Here is a 19,440-nt window from a genome sequence, read left to right on the forward strand (position 1 = left end):
TCTGTTCCCATAGTGGAAATCGATTACTACAGTCGGCGGCACCAACCGTTACCAACCGAGGAAGGCCACATCGCATGTCTTCGCATCAGCCCAGTCGACGCAGGGTGCTCAAGGGTGTCGGCGGCGTCGCGGCCGCGACCGCATTGGGGACCGCCGCCGGCGTCGCAGCCGCACCTCGCGCACACGCGGTGGACGGTTTGCAACAGATCGAGCATCAGAGCTTCGGCCGCATGCAGTACTACCGATTCAAGACCACCGCTCTCGCCTGGAACCCGGCGGTCAACGTGCTGTTGCCCGACGGCTACACACCCAGCAAGCGTTACCCCGTCTACTACCTCTTCCACGGTGGGGCTCAGGACTTCCGAAAGTTCGACCTCGAGGACCACATTCGCGACCTGACCGTGGGCAAGCAACTGATCATCGTGATGCCGGATGGCGGCACGGCCGGATGGCACGGTGACTTCGCGCAGAGCAGCTTGGGTGTGAGGCACTACGAGCAATTCCACATTCACCAGCTGATTCCGTGGGTGGATGCAACGTTCTCGACCTTCGCGGAATTTGCCGGTCGCGCCGTCGGCGGGTTCTCGATGGGTGGTTTTGGGGCGCTCAAATTCGCGCACGTCTACTACGGTCACTTCGCGTCGGTGTCGGCGCACTCGGGGCCGGCCAACCTGCGCAGCGCGGCCAACCTCGACATCGTCACGCACTGGATCAACGTCAGCTCGCTGGCCGAGTCAGGCACCTTCCCGCTCTATGCGAACGGCCCGCTCTCGCCGGCGTGGAATCAGCAGTTCGTGTCCCGGGACAACCCGTGCGAGCACATCGACAGGTTCCGCGGAAAGCGAATCTTCCTCGTGTCGGGCACCAACCAGTCAGACGTCAACGAGCGCTTCGTCTTCGGCACCCAGCGCGAGTTCAAGGGCCTGCTCAACGGCGCCGGCATCGGTTACACGGCGTACGAACTCGGCGGTGCCGGTGACAACGGTGGACACTTCGTGCGCCGCGACCGACTCGTCGAGGACATCAACGGCGTAGTGGCGCACCTGCGCAAGGCGGGCTGATCGAGTCGCTCAGGTCACCGGGTCGGCGGGCCGTGTGCGGAACCGGCGGCGGTATTCGGCAGGAGTCGTGTCGAGCCGCCGCCGGAAGGCCCGCACCAGAGTGTCGACCGTGCCGAGACCGCAGGCGCCCGCGATCCGGTCGAGCGTGTCGTCGGTTGTCTCCAGTCGATTGCGGGCCGCCTCGACGCGCAGCGACTCGACATACGCGTGCGGCGTCACCCCGAGCTCGGTCTTGAACAGCCTCGTCAGCTGACGGTCTCCGACGTGTGCCTCTGCCGCGAGTTCGCCTACGGTGAGCGGCTTTTGGAGGTTGCGGAGGATGTAGTGCCGCAGCTCCTCGATCCTCCGAGTGGTCGCGATCTGCTCGAGCGGCACGCTGAACTGGCTCTGCCCGCTCGGCCGCTTCAGATACATCACCAGCTGCCGCGCGACGCGCAGTGCGACCCCCTCGCCGAGGTCGTCCGCGATGAGCGCCAGCGACAGGTCGAGGCAGGAGCTGATCCCCGCCCCGGTCCAGACGTCACCGTCCCGGATGAAGATCGGGTCGGCGTCGACCTCCACGGCCGGGTGATCGGCCGCCAACTGGGCGGCCGTCGACCAGTGGGTGGTGGCCCGCTTGCCGTCGAGCAGGCCGGCGGCGGCCAGCACGTGGGCGCCGACGCACACCGACGTCACCCGTCGCGTCCGTCTCGCCAATCGGTCCACGGCGGCGACGATCTCGGGGTCGACCACGGGCTGCACCCGCCGGTCGGTGTCGACGTCAACCGCCCCGGGAACGATCAGGGTGTCGATCGCCCGTCGCGACAGTTGCTCGAAGGTCACATCCGGCAGCACGCGCACGCCGGCACCGGTCGTGACCGGGTCGGTCGTCGCCGCCGCCAGCACCACCTCGTATGACGCAGCGTCGTCGGTCACTCGCCGCGCGAGCGAGAACACCTCCGGCGGCCCCGTGACGTCCAGCAGATCGACCCGGTCGAACAGCACGATCACGATCAGGCGGTCCACGTGCACCCTCTCCCCCGGCGGTCATGACACGGCCCTTGCGGCAATGTCGGTTTATGCAGGTTAGACGACATTGCCGACATCTGGCCAGCCGCGTAGCGTGGTGAGCACCGCACCGGAAACCTGTGCTGAGTCATGAAAACCGTTATCTGAGAAGGGATTTCCCATGTCTCGAACCACCCTGCGCCAGCTCAACAAGTTCGACGACGCTCCGGCGCCACTGGCCGACTCGACGCTGATCATGGTCGATTACCAGAACACCTACACGACAGGGGTTATGGAGCTCGACGGCTGGGAGGCGGCGCTCGAAGCCGCCGCCGGCCTCCTCGCGCAGGCGCGCGAAGCCGGCGCCACCGTCGTACACGTCATCAATGACGGAGGTGAGGGCACGCCCTACGACATCCGGGCGGAGATCGGGCAGATCCACCCGGCGGTGGCTCCGATCGAGGGAGAAGCCGTGGTCGTCAAGCAGGTGCCGGACGCATTCGTCGACACCGACCTGGGCAACCTCGTCGACGCCGCCGGGAACGACAATCTGGTCATCGCCGGCTTCATGACCCACATGTGCGTCGCCTTCACGACCCAGGGCGCCTTCCTGCGCAGCAACCGGGCGACGGTCGTCGCCAACGCCTGCGCCACCCGCTCGTTGCCAGTCGCCGGCGCCGACCTCGACGCGTGCCAGGTGCATTACGGCGCACTGGCCACCATCGGCGACCTGTTCGGCGTGGTGGTCGCGAACGCGAAGGAGCTGAACTGATGAGCCGATGGTCAGGCCTGGCGGCCTTCGCCGCGGCAGGAACACTCGCGCTTGGCCTCAGCGCATGCGGTGCAGCCGGAAGCACGGCCCAGCCGAAGGCCCCCGCGACCTCCACCACGGCCGGCAAGAACCTTGCGAAGGACACGACGACACTTCGTGAGCTGAACAAACTCCCGGAGAGTCCGGCGACTCTCGCAGATGCGACGCTGGTGCTCGTCGACTACCAGAACGTCTACACGTCGGGCGCGATGAAGCTCGACGGTTGGCGGCCCGCGGTCGACAACGCGAAGCAGTTGCTCGACAGGGCGCGGGCGGCACGCACTCCGGTGATTCACATCGTCGACAAGGGGTACGACCTCAAATCGGCGCAAGGACAGATCATTCCGGCGCTCAAACCACGGGCCGGTGAGCAGGTGGTCGTCAAGAGTGTTCCCGACGCGTTTCGGGGCACCCGACTCCTCGCGGATCTCAAGAAGACCGGCAGGACGAAGGTCATCGTGGCGGGCTTCATGACCCACATGTGCACCCTGTTCACCACCCAGGGAGCGTTCGTCAACGGATTCGCGCCGACCGTCATCGGCGACGCGTCGGCAACTCGTGCGCTCCCGCTGAGCGGTGACCCGAACGGGATACCGGCCGATGCGGTTCAACGCACCGCACTCGCAACAGTGCAGGACCTGTACGGCGTCGTCGTACCCGCCCAACGCGACCTTTCCTGACCACCGACCGTCACCGATCACACCAAACCCACAGGGGGGAACCATGTCCACAACTCGCCGCAGCTTCATGGGCGGAGTCTCGGTCGCGGGTGCCGCGACGTTACTCGCAACGCCGGGAGCGCAGGCCGCGACGACGTCTGAGACTGCCGCGGTCACGGCCGCGCAGGCGAAGGCGTCCATCCGCGCGGTGAACGCCGGAATGCGCTCGAACTATGCAGCTTTGAAGTCTGAACTGATCAAGCATCTGTCGCCCGTGATCGTCGTCGAGAACGACGCAAGGGGCGGCAAGTTCACCCTCGTCACCAGTGGCGGGCAGGAGTCGGTCAATCCCGTACCGGAGGCGTTCGAGCTGGCAAAGTCGATCGCGCATGTGCCGCTCGGGTGCTTCTCGGTGCTCGCCTCATACCTTGCCGACGAGATTCCGGCCGTGCCGAATGCCGGCCGCATCGACGCGCACGACGTGCTCATGGTGGCGTTCCGCGACGCGTCCTCCACCGCATGGACGGTGCCGTTGCAGGCGTATGCAGACACGCTGACCACGGCACGCAAGAATCTGCCGGCGGCCCAGCTGCCACCGGAACTGACACAGTCGTGCACGAACATCCTCGACGGCGCGTTGCGCTTCATCCGCAGTTGCCTGGCAACGAAGCGTTTTGACATGCAGACGTTCGAATCCTTCTCGGGCAGTGTCTATCCCGACATCCGCACCAACATGAGGTTCGCGTCCGAAGCGCAGATCTCCGGTGTCCAGAACGTCATGAACACATGGCGCGCCAGGCTGGGCGCCGCTGCCTGGTCGGACCTCTACACGGTGGTGGTCTCCCAATGGACGACCTCAGTCCTCAACCAGAACACGATCATCATCAAGGACTGCATGGATCCGGCCAAGGTGGAAACGCACCTGATCGATCTGCCCGGGCTCGAACCGCCGACCGACCCCATCTTCACTGCGTTGGACAATCTGGCCCGGATCGTCCAGGACAACGTCGCCGCCGAACTCGTCTTCCCCCGGGACACGAAGGTGGCCGATGCGCTCAAGGGAAGCCAGGACCTGCTGTCCGACGAGATCCTGAACCAACTCGGTAGCACGTCGCCGCTCAGCGCACCGACCTACAACCTGGCCAATGCTGCGGAAGGCACGTGTCCGGTCCGACGGTGACTGCGCGTTAGCAGCCAGCCAGAAGTGGGACAGCCAATCTCCACTTCTGGCTGGTTCATCGCGGCCACCGGTGACGGCGGGTCACGGCTGCAGCACCACCTTGATGCAGCCGTCCTCCTTCTTCTGGAACATGTCGTACCCCTTGGCGGCATCGGCCAGCGGGAGGTGGTGGGTCGCGAGGCCCTCAACGTCGAAGACGTCATCGTCGCGACTCAGCACGTCGCGCAGTTCGTCGGTCCAGCGGCGCACGTTCGCCTGGCCCATCCGCAGCGTGATCCCCTTGTCGAACATGTCCATCAGCGGCATCGGGTCGACCATGCCGCCGTAGACGCCGCTGAGGGAGACGGTGCCGCCGCGGCGCACCGCGTCGAGCGCGGTGTGGAGCGCCTTCAACCGGTCGATTCCGGCCCGCTCCATGGCTTTTCGGGCGATGGCCTGCGGCATACGGGTCACTGCGGAGGTCGCGGTCTTGGCCAGCGGGTCGCCGTGTGCCTCCATGCCGACGGCGTCGATCACCCGGTCGGCTCCACGGCCGCCGGTCAGTTGCCGGACGACATCGCCGACATCCTTGTCGCGGCGTATGTCGATCGTCTCGACCCCGTGCGCGTCCGCCATCGCCAGCCGCTCGTCGACCAGGTCCGCGCCGAACACCCTTGCAGCGCCTTGCTGTTGGGCGGCTCGGGTGGCGAGTTGCCCCACCGGGCCGAGTCCGACGACCAACACCGTGTCGCCGTCGGTGACGTCGGCGTAGCGGGCGCCCTGCCAGGCAGTCGGGAGGATGTCCGACAGGTAGAGCCAGCGCTCGTCGGACCCGCTCTCCGGCACCTTCACCGGTCCATACTGCGCCTGAGGCACGCGCACGAATTCGGCTTGGCCACCCGGCACCGAGCCGTAGAGGCTGGTGTAGCCGAAGAGCGCAGCGCCCTTCTCCTGCGAACGCACCTGGGTCGTCTCGCACTGCGCCTGCAGGCCGTGGTTGCACATCCAGCAGTTGCCGCACGAGATGTTGAACGGTATGACGACTCGGTCGCCGGGACGCAGGTCGCCCGCGGCGGCACCAACCTCCTCGACGATGCCCATCGTCTCGTGCCCGAGCACGTCGCCCTTGCTGAGGAACGGGCCGAGGACGCTGTAGAGGTGCAGATCGGACCCGCAGATTGCGGTCGAGGTGACGCGGACGATCGCGTCGTGCGGCTCCTCGATCCGTGGGTCCGGCACGTCGATGACTTCGACGTTCTCCCGGGACTGCCAGGTCAGTGCCTTCACGTCGGCTCCTTCGCTCGCGTCAATCTTTACGATCGCCGCCTACCCGAGCGGTCCCGTGGGCAAACGGACCCGGACGGCGGACTCGCGCTCGCTTGCCCCGCCGATGTTGTGCAACAGGCTTTCTCCCAACATCTCCGCTCGAGGTCGCTGACGAGCGTCGAGGGAAGCTGCCCTCGTGACGTTCGCGGTAAGCGCCTCCGGCATCACCATCGCAAGCATTGACAGCGCCTTCTGGGGCCTGTTGGGCGGTCTCGCGGTCTACCAGATGCTCAAACAGCAAGGCATCCAATTGCCGTGGCGAAACACCAGGCGCTCCTCCGAGGCGCCTACCGACACACCCGCTAGCTCGACCTCATCCGCGCCACGCGCACCGCCAGCAGGGTAGAAGGCCGCACCCCCGTCTCGCGCTCGGAGAACTCCCATAGCTCGCGCGCGACGGCCTCGTCCCGGGACAGCCGGCTCGATGCCGCGACACCGGGGGTGCCGCGGTAGCCGCCGAGTTTGCTCGGGCCGACGAAGGTGCCGTTGGGTAGCTCCGGGAGCGTGGCGGCGCAGACGGTCGGCCAGGCGCCCTCCTCCGCGGAAGTGGCAAGAAGGGCGTTGCCGAGTCTCATCGTCAGGCGGGTGACGCCCTCTACCCCGTCGGTCTGCAGGTCGGTCGCCGAGTAGCCGGGATGCGCGGCATAACTACGCAGCGCCACGCCGGCTGTCGTGGCTCGCCGGGCCAGCTCGCGAGCGAAGACGAGGGTGGCGAGTTTGGAGCGCGCGTAGGCGGCGTTCTGGGCGTAGCCGCGAGTGAAGTGCATGTCGTCGAAGGCGAACGTGCCGAAGCGGTGGAAGACGCTGCTCAGGCTGACGACTCTCGGTGCAGGGCCGGCCAGGAGCGTGGGCAGCAGGAGTCCGGTGAGCGCGAAGTGGCCCAGGTAGTTGGTGCCGAGCTGGGCCTCGAAACCGTCGACGGTCGTCATGCGCGGACCCCACATCCGGCCGGCATTGTTGATCAGGACGTCCACCGGCCCGTCCAACTCGTCGACGAACGACCGGACGGTCGGGAGGTCGGCCAGGTCGAGGTGACCGACCGTGACGTCGACCCCGTGCTCCCGGCGGATCTCCTCCGCCACGGCATACCCTGCCGCCGGGCTCCTCACGGGGAGCACCAGAGAGGCGCCTTTGCTGGCCAGTGCGAGCGCTGTCGCGCGACCCAACCCGCGGGTGGCACCGGTGATCACGACCCGTCGCCCCGCGAGGTCCGGCACCGAGCGCGCGGTCCAGCGCTTGCCGATGGCTGCCCGCGCCATGGCGTCGGACGCGGGCGACGCGATGCTGCCGGCCACACATTCGGTCACGTGGGATTCCCCCGATCGGAAGGCTGCGACTAAGCCTAGCCGTGCGTCCAACATGGAAAACGCCCTCCTCATCCGCGACCATCATTACGCGAGCGAGAAGGGCGAACTCAGGAGTGGAGCTGGTTCGACGACTTTCACACCGTCGCATCGGCCCATTGCCGCAGTTCTGACTAGGGATCATCACTGACGTCCGAGACGCTCGTTCAGCAGACGGTCCTGCTCTGCCTGCAAGCTGCGGAAGCCATCGATATCGAGTACTGACACGTCGTCGATGCGACATTAGCTCACTCTCATCGAGTGAGCTAGACGTCAGTGCAAAACGGTCAAACCAGGGCCTCAAGATCCGATCGCCGCAGGCCGAACAACGCATCGGGGTCAAGAACCAGCACTTGCATAAGCTGTTCGCGATATTCCACATAGCGTTTGCTGGTAAGGCGTGGCATCCAGCGTCAGGCATGACCGAAGTAACTGAGAAATCCCCTACTCCGGCAGCTGATACCTAACACCGGACATAATGGCATAGTCGTTAGATCGCGCTAGTATTAGTGCATGTCACCCAAGAGTCTCGAGCTTCCACCGATTCAGATCTTCCTGAGCTATGCAAAGGAGGACGATAAGAACTTTCATTTTATCGAGCCGCTGCGAAGCACGCTCTCGCAGCTAATTGTCGCTACTACGGGGCGGAAAGCGGAGATCTTTTTAGACAGAGAATCAATACCTCTGGGTGAGAACTGGCAAGACAAGATCGAAAACGGCGTTCGTTCGTCCCTAGTCTTCATCGCCGTTTATACCGCGCACTATACCCAGCGCGAAGCGTGCCGTGAAGAATTTCTCTTGTTTCGAGACCGCGCAACCCAACTCCATGTGCCAGGGCTACTGCTCCCAGTGGTATTGCTCGGGTTCAGCTCGTTGTTGCCTGAGGGTGATGATGAAGTCTCAGACTACGTTAGGGCACACCAAGCGGCCGACTTTCAACAAGCGTGGGTCGATGGAACTGATTCCGCGGAATTCCGCCAAGTTCTTCTTAAGCTGGCGACCCGAATCATCGACGTGGTTGCCAAGAACGAAGATGCCTTGGCAAGCTTGGAGTATGCCCAGGCCGACGCTTCATTGCCCGACACGGAATCGGCGAAGTCAAGTGCTCCTTCTAGCGGGAGTACACAACTTGATGAACTTGAGGATGAAGATGATTTTTTAGAACTAACGACTCAAATAGGTGAACAGATGGAGCTACTGACGACAGATGCGACCAACCTAGGTGAAAATCTAGGTTCCCTTGGCCAGATTCCGCCCCAGCCGGCGAACCTAGGATCGTCTCCCGCAGTGGCCTCGAAATACTTCGTCCGGGTCGCTGCCTCACTACGTGATCCTTCCCTAAAGATCGAGGAGAACGGCCAGTCTATGCTCAATCATACACGTGAGGCCGACAGGACACTTAGAAGAATCGTCAACCTAGCCCGCGCCTCCGAATCCGAAGATTTTATCAGCACCATCTACACCCAACTAGACGAGGGAGTCGGCAGCCTTGACGGATTGCCATCGGTGGCGCAGCAGCTGGAAGACCTACTAACCGCCATGAAAACGCCAGAAGCATTAAGCGCTACCATCAGAAAGTCGGTCCGCCCAGCCCGCAAAGGAATACTCAATATCAACGACGCCATAGCGATCTTGTCGACATGGCGAGAAGCTATAGACACACTCAAACCTGCGTCTAGCGAGTAACCGTGTTCCGACAGCACGCCGCGGACGGGCCTTGAAACACACGCTGCTGCGGAACACGAATAACGAGCGACACTGCGCGCGCAGCCACGGTTGTTACCAAGTAACCAGTCGGACCAGAGGCGATAACGACGCGTCGGCACGTTCTGGAAGCGCCCGGGGCGCGTAGCACGATTCCCTGATGGCCCGAACCAGACCACGCGACGACGTGCCGTGGCGCACGCGCCAACCCGAAACCAAAAGATCGCCCTTCTCACGCGCGTCCGTTCCGACGCGGGTGTGAAAGACGATCTACTGGTGGAGCTAAGGGGATTCGAACCCCTGACCTCCTCCATGCCATGGAGGCGCGCTACCAACTGCGCCATAGCCCCTAGTGGGTGATCGCCGACCTGCGGCGACCGACATACTCTAGCCAGCCGGACCCGACTCCACCAAATCGGGTGGGGGCTGCGGGGTCACGCGACGGGTGCCGCCTCCTCGGCCTGCTTGAGGTCGCGCTTCCAGCGGCGGAAGCCCTCCTCGGTGCGGCCGTGCCGCCAGTAGCCGGAGATCGAAGCCAGGTCGGCCGGGACACCGCGGTCCTTGCGCAGGTAGGGCCGCAGCTGCTTCATCGTGACCTCCGCTTCGCCGTGCACGAAGACCTGCACGACACCGGCCGGCCAGGGCGCGCTCGTGACCGCGTCATAGAGCGCCGAGTGGTCCTCCCCCACCCGCCGCACCCAGGTCAGCGAAACACCCTCCGGACGGTCCAGGTCGAGCTCGTCGGCGGCGTCCCCGGTCTCGACGTAGATCGCGCCCCTCGCACTCCCCGGCAGCGCGCGCAGCGCGGCGCTGATCGCCGGCAGCGCGGTCTCGTCACCGACGAAGAGGTGGAAGTCGACCTCGGCCTGCGGGCTGTATGCGCCGCCCGGGCCGAGCACCGTGACCGGATCGCCCGGCTTGGCCGCCAGCGCCCACGGACCCGCGACACCTTCGTCACCATGGACCACGAAATCGATTGCGATACGCCGGTTTTCGTCATCCACCTGCTGCACCGTGTAGGTGCGCAGCACCGGCTGCGCCTCCGGCGGGAAGCTGTCCCGCACCACGTCCAGGTCGAGCGGCTTCGGGTAGTCGAAGCCGGGAGCCAGGAACACGAGCTTCACATACGAGTCCGTATGGCGCCGTGCGGCGACCGCGTCGAAGCCGTCTCCGGAGAGCCACACCCGCACGAAGTGCGGGCTGAGCGAAACGGTCTCCACGACGTGGAAGTCCTGCGGGGTGCGTGCCATGACGTCAGCTCCTGAAGTTAGGTATACCTAACTCTATCCGCCGAGGCCTGGCAGCAAAAACCGGGTCAGCGGCCCTCGGGCTTCTTGCGGATGTAGACCTGCCGGCGCACGTGCGCGACCACGGTGCCGTCGCGCAGCAGCAGGTCGGTTTCGAACCACTGCAGCACCTTGCTGCCCGACTCGGCCTTGGCACGGATCGCCTCGGCGGTCTCCCGCGGCACCTCGAAGCGACCGTAGACCGTCGACGTGCCGGGACTGCGGTAGTCGATCTCGGCCTTGGCGTCCCACACGTAGTAGCCCGGACCGAGCTGGTTCATCAGCAGGATCGCGAAGAACGCGTCGGACATCGAGCCGATCGAGCCGCCGAACGCGGTGCCCTGCTGGTTGCGGTTCCAGCGGGTCAGGCGCAACCGGGTGCGGCATACGGTCCAGTCGTCGGAAAACTCCACCACCCGGATCCCCGCACCCAGCAACGGCGGGTAGATGCTGAGCGCCCGCGCCAGCCACTGCGGCGGGATGCGGCGGCGCTCGCCGAAGCGCGACGTCCTCGTGCGGCTCATCGCGGCAGGTTCCATCCGGCGATCCGCCAGCCGGTGCCGTGCTCCTGCAGCGCCGCCCAGTGGCAGTTGCTCATGCCTTGCAGGCTCGTCCAGGCGACATACTGCGGCATCCCGACGAGCGCCGCGCACAGCGTCCGGGATGTCATCCCGTGGCAGGCGATCACGACGGTCTCCCCCGGCTCCAGCTGCGCCGCCACCTCGAGCGCGCCCTGCTCGACCCGGGCCGCGAGCTCGCTGATCGTCTCCCCGGTGCCGCCGCGCCGCAGGTCCTCGCCGGCGTCGATGCGGTCCAGTAGGTTGCCGGTGCGGGCCCGCACCTCCGCGCTGGTCAGCCCCGACCAGTCGCCGACGTCGACCTCACGGAAGCGCTTGTCGAAAGAGATCGGGATACCCGCCTCGTCGGCGAGCGCCTGACCCGTGTCCGCCGCGCGCGACAAGTCACTGGCCACGATCCGCGAAGGCCCGTATGCCGCAAGGAGTTTCGCGGCGTTGGCAGCTTGCTCGCGACCGCGCTCGGACAGCGGCGCGTCGAACTGCCCCTGCCAGCGCCCGGCGGCGTTGTAGGTGGTCTCCCCGTGTCGCCATACGAGCAATCGGCGCGGCGCGTCGGTCACGGGCTATGCCTCCAGGTCGATCACCGGGCAGTCGCGCCACAGCCGGTCGAGCGCGTAGAACTCGCGCTCCTCCTCGTGCTGGACGTGCACCACGATGTCGCCGAAGTCGAGCAGCACCCAGCGTCCCTCGCGCTGGCCCTCTCGGCGAATCGGCTTGGCCCCCAACGAATGCAGCCGCTCCTCGACCGCGTCGACGATCGCGCTGACCTGGCGGTCGTTGGCGCCGGCGGCGACCACGAAGACGTCGGTGAGCGCCAGCTGGTCGCTGACGTCGATCGCGATCACCGAGGTCGCCAGTTTGTCCTCGGCGGCTACGGCCGCCGCCTTGGCGAGGTCGATGGCGCGGGTGGTGGCTGCCACGTCAGACGTCTTCCTTTGCGGTCTCGGCCTTGGGCCGGTAGAGCTGATACTTGCCGATGTATTGCACGACACCGTCGGGCACGAGGTACCAGACCGGTTGCCCCTCGGCGACCCGGCGACGCACGTCGGTCGAGCTGATCGCCATCGCCGGCACCTCCATGAGCTTGACCCGGTCGCGTGGCAGGCCCTTGTCGGACAGTTCGTGCCCGGGCCGGGTGACGCCGATGAAGTTGGCGAGCGGCCACATCTGGTCCACGCCCCGCCAGGAGAGGATCTGGGCCAGCGCGTCGGCACCGGTGATGAAGAACATCTCGGTGTCCGGCCGCTGCCGGTGCAGATCGGTGAGGGTGTCGAGCGTGTAGGTCGGGCCGGGCCGGTCGATGTCGACCCGGCTCACCGTGAAGCGCGGGTTGGATGCGGTGGCGATGACCGTCATCAGGTAACGGTGCTCGGCCGGCGTGACGTCACGCCCGGCCTTCTGCCACGGCTGTCCGGTGGGGACGAAGACGACCTCGTCGAGGCCGAGCCGGGCCTGCACCTCGCTCGCCGCGACCAGGTGGCCGTGGTGGATGGGATCGAAGGTGCCGCCCATCACCCCCAGGCGGGTGGTCAGTGCTCCGACTTCCCGTCGGGCGAGGCGGTCTTGGCGGCGGTGTTGCGGAACGACCACAGCACACCCAGCAGCGCAAGGAACACGGCCATCGCGATGATGCCGTAGACGATGTGCGGCATCGGCAGGTTGTTCTCCTCCAGCTTGGGCACGCTGGACTCCGCTGCGAGGTTGACCAGGGACGACTTCATGCGGGGCAGCCTATCGGGTATGACGGGCGCCGCTCACCGCGCCTCACCGCACCTCTTATCGCACCTGACCGTCCCCGTCGACGAGCCACTTGGTGCTGGTCAGCTCCTGCAGCCCCATCGGCCCGCGCGCGTGCAGCTTCTGGGTGGAGATGCCGATCTCGGCGCCGAAGCCGAACTCGCCGCCGTCGGTGAAACGGGACGACGCGTTGACCATCACGACCGCAGCGTCGACCTGCGCCTGGAACTGCCGTGCCGCCGCCCGGTCCTGCGTCACGATCACCTCGGTGTGACCCGACCCGTAGCGGTCGATGTGCTCGATCGCGGCCGCCAGGTCGTCCACCACCCCGACGCTCACGTCGAGGTCGAGGTATTCGGTGGCGAAGTCGCGCTCGGTCGCCTGCTCGTATGCCGTGCCGGCCCGCTCCGCGATGGCACTCGCCTGCTCGTCGGTGTGCAACCGCACGCCGGCGTCGCGCAGCGCGTCATACATCTGCGGCAGGAAGGTGTCGGCAACGTCGCGGTGCACCAGCAGTGACTCGGCGGCGTTGCAGACGCTGGGGCGGTGGGTCTTGGCGTTGAGCGCGATGGCGAGCGCCTGCTGCAGGTCGGCGGCGGAGTCGACGTAGACGTGCACGTTGCCGACGCCGGTCTCGATGACCGGCACGGTCGCGCCCTGCACGACGGCCTGGATGAGCCGATCGCTGCCGCGCGGGATGACCAGGTCGACCAGTCCGCGGGCGGTGATCAGCGCGTCGACGTCCTCGTGGCCGCCGTCGAGCAACTGCACCGCGTCCGGCGAAATGCCTTGCTTGTCAAGGGCTTTGCGCAGCTCGTCGACGATTACCCGGTTGGTGTCGGCGGCCGCCGAACCGCCCCGCAGGATCATCGCGTTGCCGCTCTTGAGACCGAGCCCGGCGGCGTCGACGGTCACGTTGGGCCGCGATTCGTAGACCATCCCGACCACGCCCATCGGCACCCGCACCTGCCGCAGATGCAACCCGTTGGCAAGGGTCGAGCCGCGCACCACGTCACCGACCGGGTCCGGCAGCGCCGCGAGCGCGCGCAGGGCACCGGCGATGTCGGCGATGCGCTCGGGGGTCAGCGTGAGCCGGTCCTGCAGGCCCTGCGGCATACCGGCCTCGCGGCCGCGCAGCAGGTCCGCCTCGTTCGCGGCGACGATGCGCTCGGTCGCGGCGACCAGGGCGTCGGCCAGCGCGGCGAGCGCGGCGTCCTTGTCGGCCCGGGTGAGCAGGGCGAGCTGCTTGGCGGCGCGCCGCCCGGCTCGGCCGGCCGCGTCGACCCGGCTGCGGGCATCGGTGAGCACCGGCTGATCGAGCGTGGTCATGGGATCCAGCCTAAACGGCGCGTGCGAGCGGCCCCGCTCGTTTCTCGACCCTCGGCATACCGGATCCCGAGCATTTCTCGACCCTCGGCATAGCGACGCGCCGGTGTCGCCGCTGATCGCGGCGTGTCCGTATGCCGAGGGTCGACTTTTGTCGCGGCCGCTGCCGCCGGGCGCGAGGCGCGGCCCTACGGCGCGAGGAACTCCCGCGCGCCGCGCAGCCGGGTGCGCAGACCGGCCTGCGTGCGGCGCGAGTCGAGGCGGACCTGCATCGGTCCGGGCTCGGGCAGGTCGCGACGGGAGCCGGTCCGCACCCCGGTGAGGTCGAGACCGTCGCGGGCGGCAATGAGCTCACCGAGTTCGACCCGGCTGACGGCATCGGCGCCGCCGCAGTGGAACAGCCCGGTCGCGCGGGCGTCCGCGAGCTCGAGCAGCGCGGCCGCGGAGTCGCATCGGTGCACCGGGCAGCGCACGTCGTCGGCGAAGAGCACGCCGTCGGCGCCGCCGATCAGGTCGTGCACCAGCTTCTCCATCGGCGACCCCGGTCCGAGCACGAGGCTGCTGCGGGCGATGGTCGCGGTGGGCGCGACGGCGCGCACGGCGGTCTCCGCGGCCGCCTTCGCCGCGCCGTAGGCGGTGATCGGGTCCGGGGCGCAGCTCTCGTCATACGACGGGCGGCGGCCGGAGAAGAGCGCATCGCTGGACACGTGCACCAGGTGCGCGCCGACGGCGGTCGCCGCCAGCGCCACGTGGGCCGCACCGTCGGCGGTGGTGGTCCAGTCCCGATAGTTGTATGCCGTGTGCACCACCACGTCCGGTGCCGCTTCGCGCAGCACGCGCAAGCACCCATCACGGTCGCGAATGTCCAGATGCTGCCAGCGGACCCCGCCGGCCACCTTGAGCCCCGGCACCCGCGAGGTCGTGGCCAGGACCTCGTCACCGCGCGCGAGCGCCTGGGCGACCACCTCGCTGCCGAGCAGCCCGGCGCCGCCGGTGACCAGCAGCCTCACTGCTCGGCGGCCATCCGGCGTTGCTGCCGGTAGACGCCGAGGAAGACCACGACAAGGCCCGCGATGGTGATCCACTTGCTGTAGCTGGCCAGCTTGTCGACCAGGTCCTTTGCCGGCTCGCCCAGTTGGTAACCGGCGTACATCCACAGACCGCGATAGACTAAACCGGCAGCGAAGTCGATCAGCAGGAACTTGCGCAGGCTCATCCGGGCATCGCCGACGAAGGCGTAGACGATCGAGCTCGGCAGGAACGGGATGAACCAGACCAGGAAGACCGCCGGGCCGCCGAACTTGCGGGCGATGCCCTCGGCGTAGCGCGCGGTGCGGCCGGCCCATCTAGAGCGGGCGGCGATCATGTCGATGACGCCGCGGCCCCAGAGTCGCCCGGCCCACCACCACAGCCAGTCGAACTTGATCGAGGTCAGCGACGCGGCGATGACGGCCGCCCACCAGAACGGTTGCGACTGCCCGACCCGCATGAACGCGCCGATGTCGACCATTGCGATGTTGGAGCCAGTGACCGCGGCGAGCACGTAGTCACGGGTCGGCGCCGTGAACGCCCCGAGGATCACCCCGCGCAAGAAGAGTGCGAACAACCCGTAGATGCCGGTGGCGATGATCAACCCGATGCACCACAACTCGGCCTTGCCCGGCTTGCCCTTCCAGGGCATGCGCGGGTCGTCCCACCACTCCTTGGTGGGCGGCTGCTCGGTGCTGTCCGCGGTGTCGGCCACCTTGTCCAGGTCGACCTTGCCTGGCTCGCCGGCGACCGGCCGCACGGGCTCCCCTGCTGTGCTCACGTGGTCAATCCTCGTTCATCTGAGGGCAAATTTCATCGTCGGTCCCGGACCCGGTCGAGCACGGCGAGGTGATCGCGGTGGATCACTTCGCGTTCGTATGCCGGGCCGAGGTCACGAGCCAGGTCGTGCGTGCTGCGGCCGAGCAGCTCGGGCAGCTCCTTGGAGTCGTAGTTGACCAGCCCGCGGGCGACCGCGCGGCCGGACTCGTCGATCAGGTCAACGGCGTCACCGGCCACGAAGTGCCCGGCCACCTGACGAATCCCAGCAGGCAGCAACGATTTTCCGCGCCGCGTCACAGCCTCGACCGCCCCCGGGTCGAGCAGCAACCGCCCCTGTGGGGAGGTCGCGTAGCGCAGCCACAGCTGCCGCGCGCTCGGCCGGGTCTTGGTCGGCGCGAACACCGTGCCGACGTCTTCCCCGGCGAGCGCAGCTCCCGCCCGGTCGGCGGCGGTCAGCACCGTCGGGACGCCGGCCGAGGTGGCGATCTGGGCGGCCTCGATCTTGGTGATCATGCCGCCGGTGCCGACGTGTGAGCCGGTGCCGCCGATGTCGACTCCGTCGAGCTGCGCATGGTCGGTGACCGTGTCGATGCGCCGGGCGCCGGGGTGCGAGGGCGGCGCGTCATACAGCGCATCAACGTCGGAGAGCAGCACGAGCGCCCGGGCGTCGATCAGGTGCGCGACGAGCGCGGCGAGGCGGTCGTTGTCGCCGAAGCGGATCTCATGGGTCGCGACGGTGTCGTTCTCGTTGATCACCGGCACGACGCCGAGCGCGAGCAGCCGCTCAATGGTGCGGCGCGCGTTGAGGTAGTGCCCGCGCCGGGTGACGTCGTCGGCGGTCAGCAGCACCTGCCCGGTGGTCAGGCCGTGCCGCCCGAACTCGGTGCTGTATGACGCAAGCAGCGCCCCCTGGCCCACACTCGCGGCGGCCTGCTGGGTTGCCAGATCGCGCGGCCTGCGGCGCAAGCCGAGCGGCACCATGCCCGCCGCGATCGCCCCGGAGGACACCAGGATGACGTTGCTGCCGGCCAGCCGGCGGGTCGCGAGCGCGTCGACGAGGGCCGCGAGGCGGTCGGTGGAAAGACCTCCCTCGGGATCGGTCAGCGAACTCGAACCCACCTTGACCACAACGGTCTCGGCCGCCGCAATGCCGGCCCGCAGCTGAGCTGTCATCACCGGTCAGGCGTCGCCGGCGTCGTCGGGCAGGTCCTGCGTGGCAACCTCGACCGGGTCGCGGTCGGTCCACAGTCCTGCCTTGCGCTCGGCCTGCAGCTCCTCGCGGGCCTCCCGTTGGGCGTCCTTGCGCTGGTGGAACTGCTCGCGCTTCTCCGCACGCGTCGCCCGACCGGACTCGTCCAGCCGCAGGTCGGTGCCGCGTGGGCCGAGCAGCTCGGCGCCGGTGGCCATGGTGGGCTCCCAGTCGAAGACGACGGCGTTGTCGTCCGGGCCGATGAGCACGGTGGAGCCGGGCACCGCCCCGGACTTGAAGAGCTCCTCCTCGACACCGAGACGGTTCAGCCGGTCGGCGAGGTAGCCGACGGCCTCGTCGTTGGCGAAGTCGGTCTGCCGCACCCAGCGAGTGGGACGTTCGCCGATGATCCGGAAGATCGTCTCGTCGCCGTGCTTCTCCTTGCGGATGTGGAAGCCGGAGTCGTCAACCGCCTTGGGGCGCAACACGATCCGCTGCGGCGCGGTGGCGATCTCGATCTCGGCGCGCGCCTGGTCCACATGCTTGGCGAGCGAGAAGCTCAGCTCCCGCAGGCCCTCGTGGGCCACCGCGGAGACGATGTGCACCTCGAGGCCGCGTGCCTCCAGGTCGGGCTTGACCAGCTCGGCGAGCTCGCGCGCGTCGGGCACGTCGGCCTTGTTGAGCACCACGACGCGGGTGCGATCGGACAGCGGTTTGCCGCCGAGGGTGTCGTCGGCGACATACTGCGACAGCTCCTGCTCGATGACCTCCAGGTCGGTCATCGGGTCGCGGCCGGCCTCGAGGGTGGCGCAGTCGATCACGTGCACCAGCACCGAGCAGCGCTCGACGTGCCGCAGGAACTCCAGGCCAAGACCCTTGCCCTCGCTCGCGCCCGGGATGAGGCCCGGCACGTCGGCGATCGTGTAACGCTGCGAACCAGCAGTGACCACACCGAGATTGGGCACCAGCGTGGTAAACGGGTAGTCGGCGATCTTGGGCCGGGCGGCGGACATCGCCGACACCAGGCTGGACTTGCCGGCCGACGGGAAACCGATCAGCGCCACGTCGGCGAGGGTCTTCAGCTCGAGGGTGATGTCGTGCTCGTCGCCGGGCTCGCCGAGCAGCGCGAAGCCGGGAGCCTTGCGGCGCGGGGACGCCAGCGCCTTGTTGCCGAGACCACCGCGGCCGCCGGCCGCTGCGACATACGTCGTGCCGGCACCGACCAGGTCGGCGAGCACGTCACCACGGGCGTCCTTGACGACGGTGCCCTCGGGGACCGGCAGCACCAGGTCGGCGCCGTCGGCGCCGTTCTTCTCGTCGCCCGCACCCGGTCGCCCGTTGGGCGCCGCGCGGTGTGGGCTGCGGTGGTATTCGAGCAACGTGGTCGACTGCGGGTCGACTTCGAGCACGACGTTGCCGCCGTGCCCGCCGTTGCCGCCGTCGGGGCCGCCGAGCGGCTTGAACTTCTCGCGATGCACCGATGCGACGCCGTGGCCGCCGTTGCCACCGCGCACGTGCAGCACGACGCGGTCGACGAAATTGGTTGCCACGGGGGTTTCTCCTACTGGTTCAGATGTGTACGCCGAAAGGGGCGGGTCACCGGTTGGGACCCACCCCTTTGGGTTGCGACGTGCGCGCCGTGCGGCGTCAGGCCTGCTCGACCTCGACGACGTTGACGGTCTTGCGACCGCGCTTCGCGCCGAACTCGACGGCACCGTCGCGCAGTGCGAACAGCGTGTCGTCGCCGCCGCGGCCGACGCCCTCACCGGGGTGGAAGTGCGTGCCGCGCTGGCGGACGATGATCTCGCCGGCGCCGACCAGCTGGCCGCCGAAGCGCTTCACGCCGAGGCGCTGGGAGTTGGAGTCACGACCGTTGCGGGTCGAGGACGCACCCTTCTTGTGTGCCATGTCTTTAGTGCCTTTGCTTGAGAGTGTGCTGGTGTGGGACGCGAGAGCCGAAGCGCGAGGCTTAGGCGTCGATTGCGGTGACCTTGACCTGGGTCAGCGGCTGACGGTGACCCTGCCGCTTGCGGTAACCGGTCTTGTTCTTGTACTTCATGATCGTGATCTTCGGGCCCTTGGTGGCCTTCATGACCTCGGCCTTCACGGTGACCTTCGCCAGCTTGCCGGCGTCGGAGGTCACGGTCGCGCCGTCCACGATCAGCAGCGGCTTCAGCTCGATGCTGTCGCCCGGGGCGACGGTCACTTTGTCGATGGTCAGGATGTCGCCGACGGAGACCTTCTCCTGGCGGCCGCCTGCGCGAACAATCGCGTACACGTTGGAACTCTCTTTCGTCATGAGTGCGCTCTTGATGGATTGACCGGCGGGCAGCTACCCCGGGGAAACCGGGACGCCCGCTCGGTGGGCACACCGAGGCACGAGTTTACCGGTCGCGCTCGGCGCGCTCCAAATCGTCGGAGCCGTATGGCGTGCGGGTTTGCTCACGCCATACGGCCCGGGAGGG

At 67.4% G+C, this 19,440-nt stretch carries 21 protein-coding genes, 1 tRNA gene and 1 pseudogene; 6 read left to right on the forward strand and 17 right to left on the reverse strand.

Annotated elements, in window-relative coordinates; all coding sequences use genetic code 11:
• Window positions 1-74: 74 nt before the first annotated feature.
• Window positions 75-1,061, forward strand: coding sequence for an alpha/beta hydrolase (locus tag N2M23_RS17830; RefSeq protein WP_265447353.1), 987 nt, complete (start codon window positions 75-77; stop codon window positions 1,059-1,061).
• A gap of 9 nt (window positions 1,062-1,070) precedes the next feature.
• On the opposite strand, the gene N2M23_RS17835 is transcribed toward N2M23_RS17830, so the two are convergent.
• Window positions 1,071-2,066: a GlxA family transcriptional regulator gene (locus N2M23_RS17835; protein ID WP_265447355.1), complete on the reverse strand. Its 996-nt coding sequence runs from the start codon at window positions 2,064-2,066 to the stop codon at window positions 1,071-1,073.
• 163 nt (window positions 2,067-2,229) lie between these two features.
• Here N2M23_RS17835 and N2M23_RS17840 point away from each other — a divergent pair, with 163 nt between their 5' ends.
• The 3 genes from N2M23_RS17840 to N2M23_RS17850 all read left to right on the forward strand — a co-directional run bounded on the left by N2M23_RS17840 (window position 2,230) and on the right by N2M23_RS17850 (window position 4,698).
• Window positions 2,230-2,820: an isochorismatase family protein gene (locus tag N2M23_RS17840; RefSeq protein ID WP_265447357.1), complete on the forward strand. Its 591-nt coding sequence runs from the start codon at window positions 2,230-2,232 to the stop codon at window positions 2,818-2,820.
• Window positions 2,820-3,539, forward strand: a complete 720-nt coding sequence (locus tag N2M23_RS17845) for a cysteine hydrolase family protein (protein WP_265447359.1) — start codon at window positions 2,820-2,822, stop codon at window positions 3,537-3,539. The genes N2M23_RS17840 and N2M23_RS17845 overlap by 1 nt, the downstream gene beginning before the upstream one ends.
• 67 nt (window positions 3,540-3,606) lie before the next feature.
• Window positions 3,607-4,698 carry a hypothetical protein gene (locus N2M23_RS17850; protein ID WP_265447361.1) on the forward strand — a complete coding sequence of 364 codons (1,092 nt, stop codon included), beginning with the start codon at window positions 3,607-3,609 and terminating at the stop codon, window positions 4,696-4,698.
• Window positions 4,699-4,779: 81 nt separating this feature from the next.
• Here the strand turns inward: N2M23_RS17850 and N2M23_RS17855 are convergent, their stop codons facing one another.
• Entirely contained in the window at window positions 4,780-5,964 is a 1,185-nt protein-coding gene (locus N2M23_RS17855) for a zinc-dependent alcohol dehydrogenase (RefSeq protein WP_265447363.1), read from the reverse strand.
• Between the two features lie 166 nt (window positions 5,965-6,130).
• Between N2M23_RS17855 and N2M23_RS21145 the strand changes: the two are divergent.
• Window positions 6,131-6,349, forward strand: a pseudogene (locus N2M23_RS21145) (benzoate/H(+) symporter BenE family transporter); the annotation flags it as partial.
• Here N2M23_RS21145 and N2M23_RS17860 read toward each other — a convergent pair.
• The gene (locus N2M23_RS17860; RefSeq protein ID WP_265447365.1) at window positions 6,306-7,310 is read right to left on the reverse strand and encodes an oxidoreductase; all 1,005 of its coding nucleotides are present in this window, start codon (window positions 7,308-7,310) and stop codon (window positions 6,306-6,308) included. The pseudogene N2M23_RS21145 and the gene N2M23_RS17860 sit on opposite strands and share 44 nt — an antisense overlap.
• Window positions 7,311-7,859: 549 nt before the next feature.
• Here N2M23_RS17860 and N2M23_RS17865 point away from each other — a divergent pair.
• Window positions 7,860-9,032: a toll/interleukin-1 receptor domain-containing protein gene (locus N2M23_RS17865; protein ID WP_265447367.1), complete on the forward strand. Its 1,173-nt coding sequence runs from the start codon at window positions 7,860-7,862 to the stop codon at window positions 9,030-9,032.
• Between the two features lie 292 nt (window positions 9,033-9,324).
• Here the strand turns inward: N2M23_RS17865 and N2M23_RS17870 are convergent.
• From N2M23_RS17870 to rplU, 14 genes are all read right to left on the reverse strand, one after another.
• Window positions 9,325-9,400 (reverse strand) — tRNA-Ala (locus N2M23_RS17870).
• Between the two features lie 84 nt (window positions 9,401-9,484).
• Window positions 9,485-10,300, reverse strand: a complete 816-nt coding sequence (locus N2M23_RS17875; protein WP_265447369.1) for a siderophore-interacting protein — start codon at window positions 10,298-10,300, stop codon at window positions 9,485-9,487.
• Between the two features lie 65 nt (window positions 10,301-10,365).
• Entirely contained in the window at window positions 10,366-10,860 is a 495-nt protein-coding gene (locus N2M23_RS17880; protein ID WP_265447371.1) for a PaaI family thioesterase, read from the reverse strand.
• Complete coding sequence (locus tag N2M23_RS17885) at window positions 10,857-11,474, reverse strand: histidine phosphatase family protein (RefSeq protein WP_265447373.1); 618 nt, start codon at window positions 11,472-11,474, stop codon at window positions 10,857-10,859. The genes N2M23_RS17880 and N2M23_RS17885 overlap by 4 nt, the downstream gene beginning before the upstream one ends.
• Window positions 11,475-11,477: 3 nt before the next feature.
• The gene (rsfS, locus tag N2M23_RS17890; protein ID WP_171156664.1) at window positions 11,478-11,834 is read right to left on the reverse strand and encodes a ribosome silencing factor; all 357 of its coding nucleotides are present in this window, start codon (window positions 11,832-11,834) and stop codon (window positions 11,478-11,480) included.
• 1 nt (window position 11,835) lies between these two features.
• A complete protein-coding gene (gene nadD / locus N2M23_RS17895) occupies window positions 11,836-12,447 on the reverse strand; it encodes a nicotinate-nucleotide adenylyltransferase (RefSeq protein WP_265447784.1) in 612 nt (203 codons plus the stop codon).
• Complete coding sequence (locus N2M23_RS17900; RefSeq protein WP_265447376.1) at window positions 12,444-12,635, reverse strand: hypothetical protein; 192 nt, start codon at window positions 12,633-12,635, stop codon at window positions 12,444-12,446. Before N2M23_RS17900 ends, nadD begins: the two co-directional genes overlap by 4 nt.
• A gap of 55 nt (window positions 12,636-12,690) precedes the next feature.
• Entirely contained in the window at window positions 12,691-13,980 is a 1,290-nt protein-coding gene (locus tag N2M23_RS17905) for a glutamate-5-semialdehyde dehydrogenase (protein WP_265447378.1), read from the reverse strand.
• A 185-nt stretch (window positions 13,981-14,165) separates the two neighbouring features.
• The gene (locus N2M23_RS17910; protein WP_265447380.1) at window positions 14,166-14,987 is read right to left on the reverse strand and encodes a sugar nucleotide-binding protein; all 822 of its coding nucleotides are present in this window, start codon (window positions 14,985-14,987) and stop codon (window positions 14,166-14,168) included.
• Window positions 14,984-15,787 (reverse strand): DedA family protein, encoded by an 804-nt coding sequence (locus N2M23_RS21040; RefSeq protein WP_265447382.1) that lies wholly within the window; start codon window positions 15,785-15,787, stop codon window positions 14,984-14,986. The genes N2M23_RS17910 and N2M23_RS21040 overlap by 4 nt, the downstream gene beginning before the upstream one ends.
• A 32-nt stretch (window positions 15,788-15,819) precedes the next feature.
• Window positions 15,820-16,959 (reverse strand): glutamate 5-kinase, encoded by a 1,140-nt coding sequence (proB, locus tag N2M23_RS17920; RefSeq protein ID WP_265447384.1) that lies wholly within the window; start codon window positions 16,957-16,959, stop codon window positions 15,820-15,822.
• 6 nt (window positions 16,960-16,965) lie between these two features.
• On the reverse strand, window positions 16,966-18,525 hold the full coding sequence (gene obgE / locus N2M23_RS17925) for a GTPase ObgE (protein WP_265447386.1): 1,560 nt from the start codon (window positions 18,523-18,525) through the stop codon (window positions 16,966-16,968).
• A gap of 97 nt (window positions 18,526-18,622) precedes the next feature.
• The gene (gene rpmA, locus N2M23_RS17930; RefSeq protein WP_171156647.1) at window positions 18,623-18,883 is read right to left on the reverse strand and encodes a 50S ribosomal protein L27; all 261 of its coding nucleotides are present in this window, start codon (window positions 18,881-18,883) and stop codon (window positions 18,623-18,625) included.
• A gap of 61 nt (window positions 18,884-18,944) precedes the next feature.
• Window positions 18,945-19,253: a 50S ribosomal protein L21 gene (gene rplU, locus N2M23_RS17935; protein WP_171157235.1), complete on the reverse strand. Its 309-nt coding sequence runs from the start codon at window positions 19,251-19,253 to the stop codon at window positions 18,945-18,947.
• Between the last annotated feature and the right edge of the window lie 187 nt (window positions 19,254-19,440).

Origin of the sequence: Flexivirga meconopsidis (assembly GCF_026162425.1) — a bacterium.
Lineage (GTDB): Bacteria > Actinomycetota > Actinomycetes > Actinomycetales > Dermatophilaceae > Flexivirga > Flexivirga meconopsidis.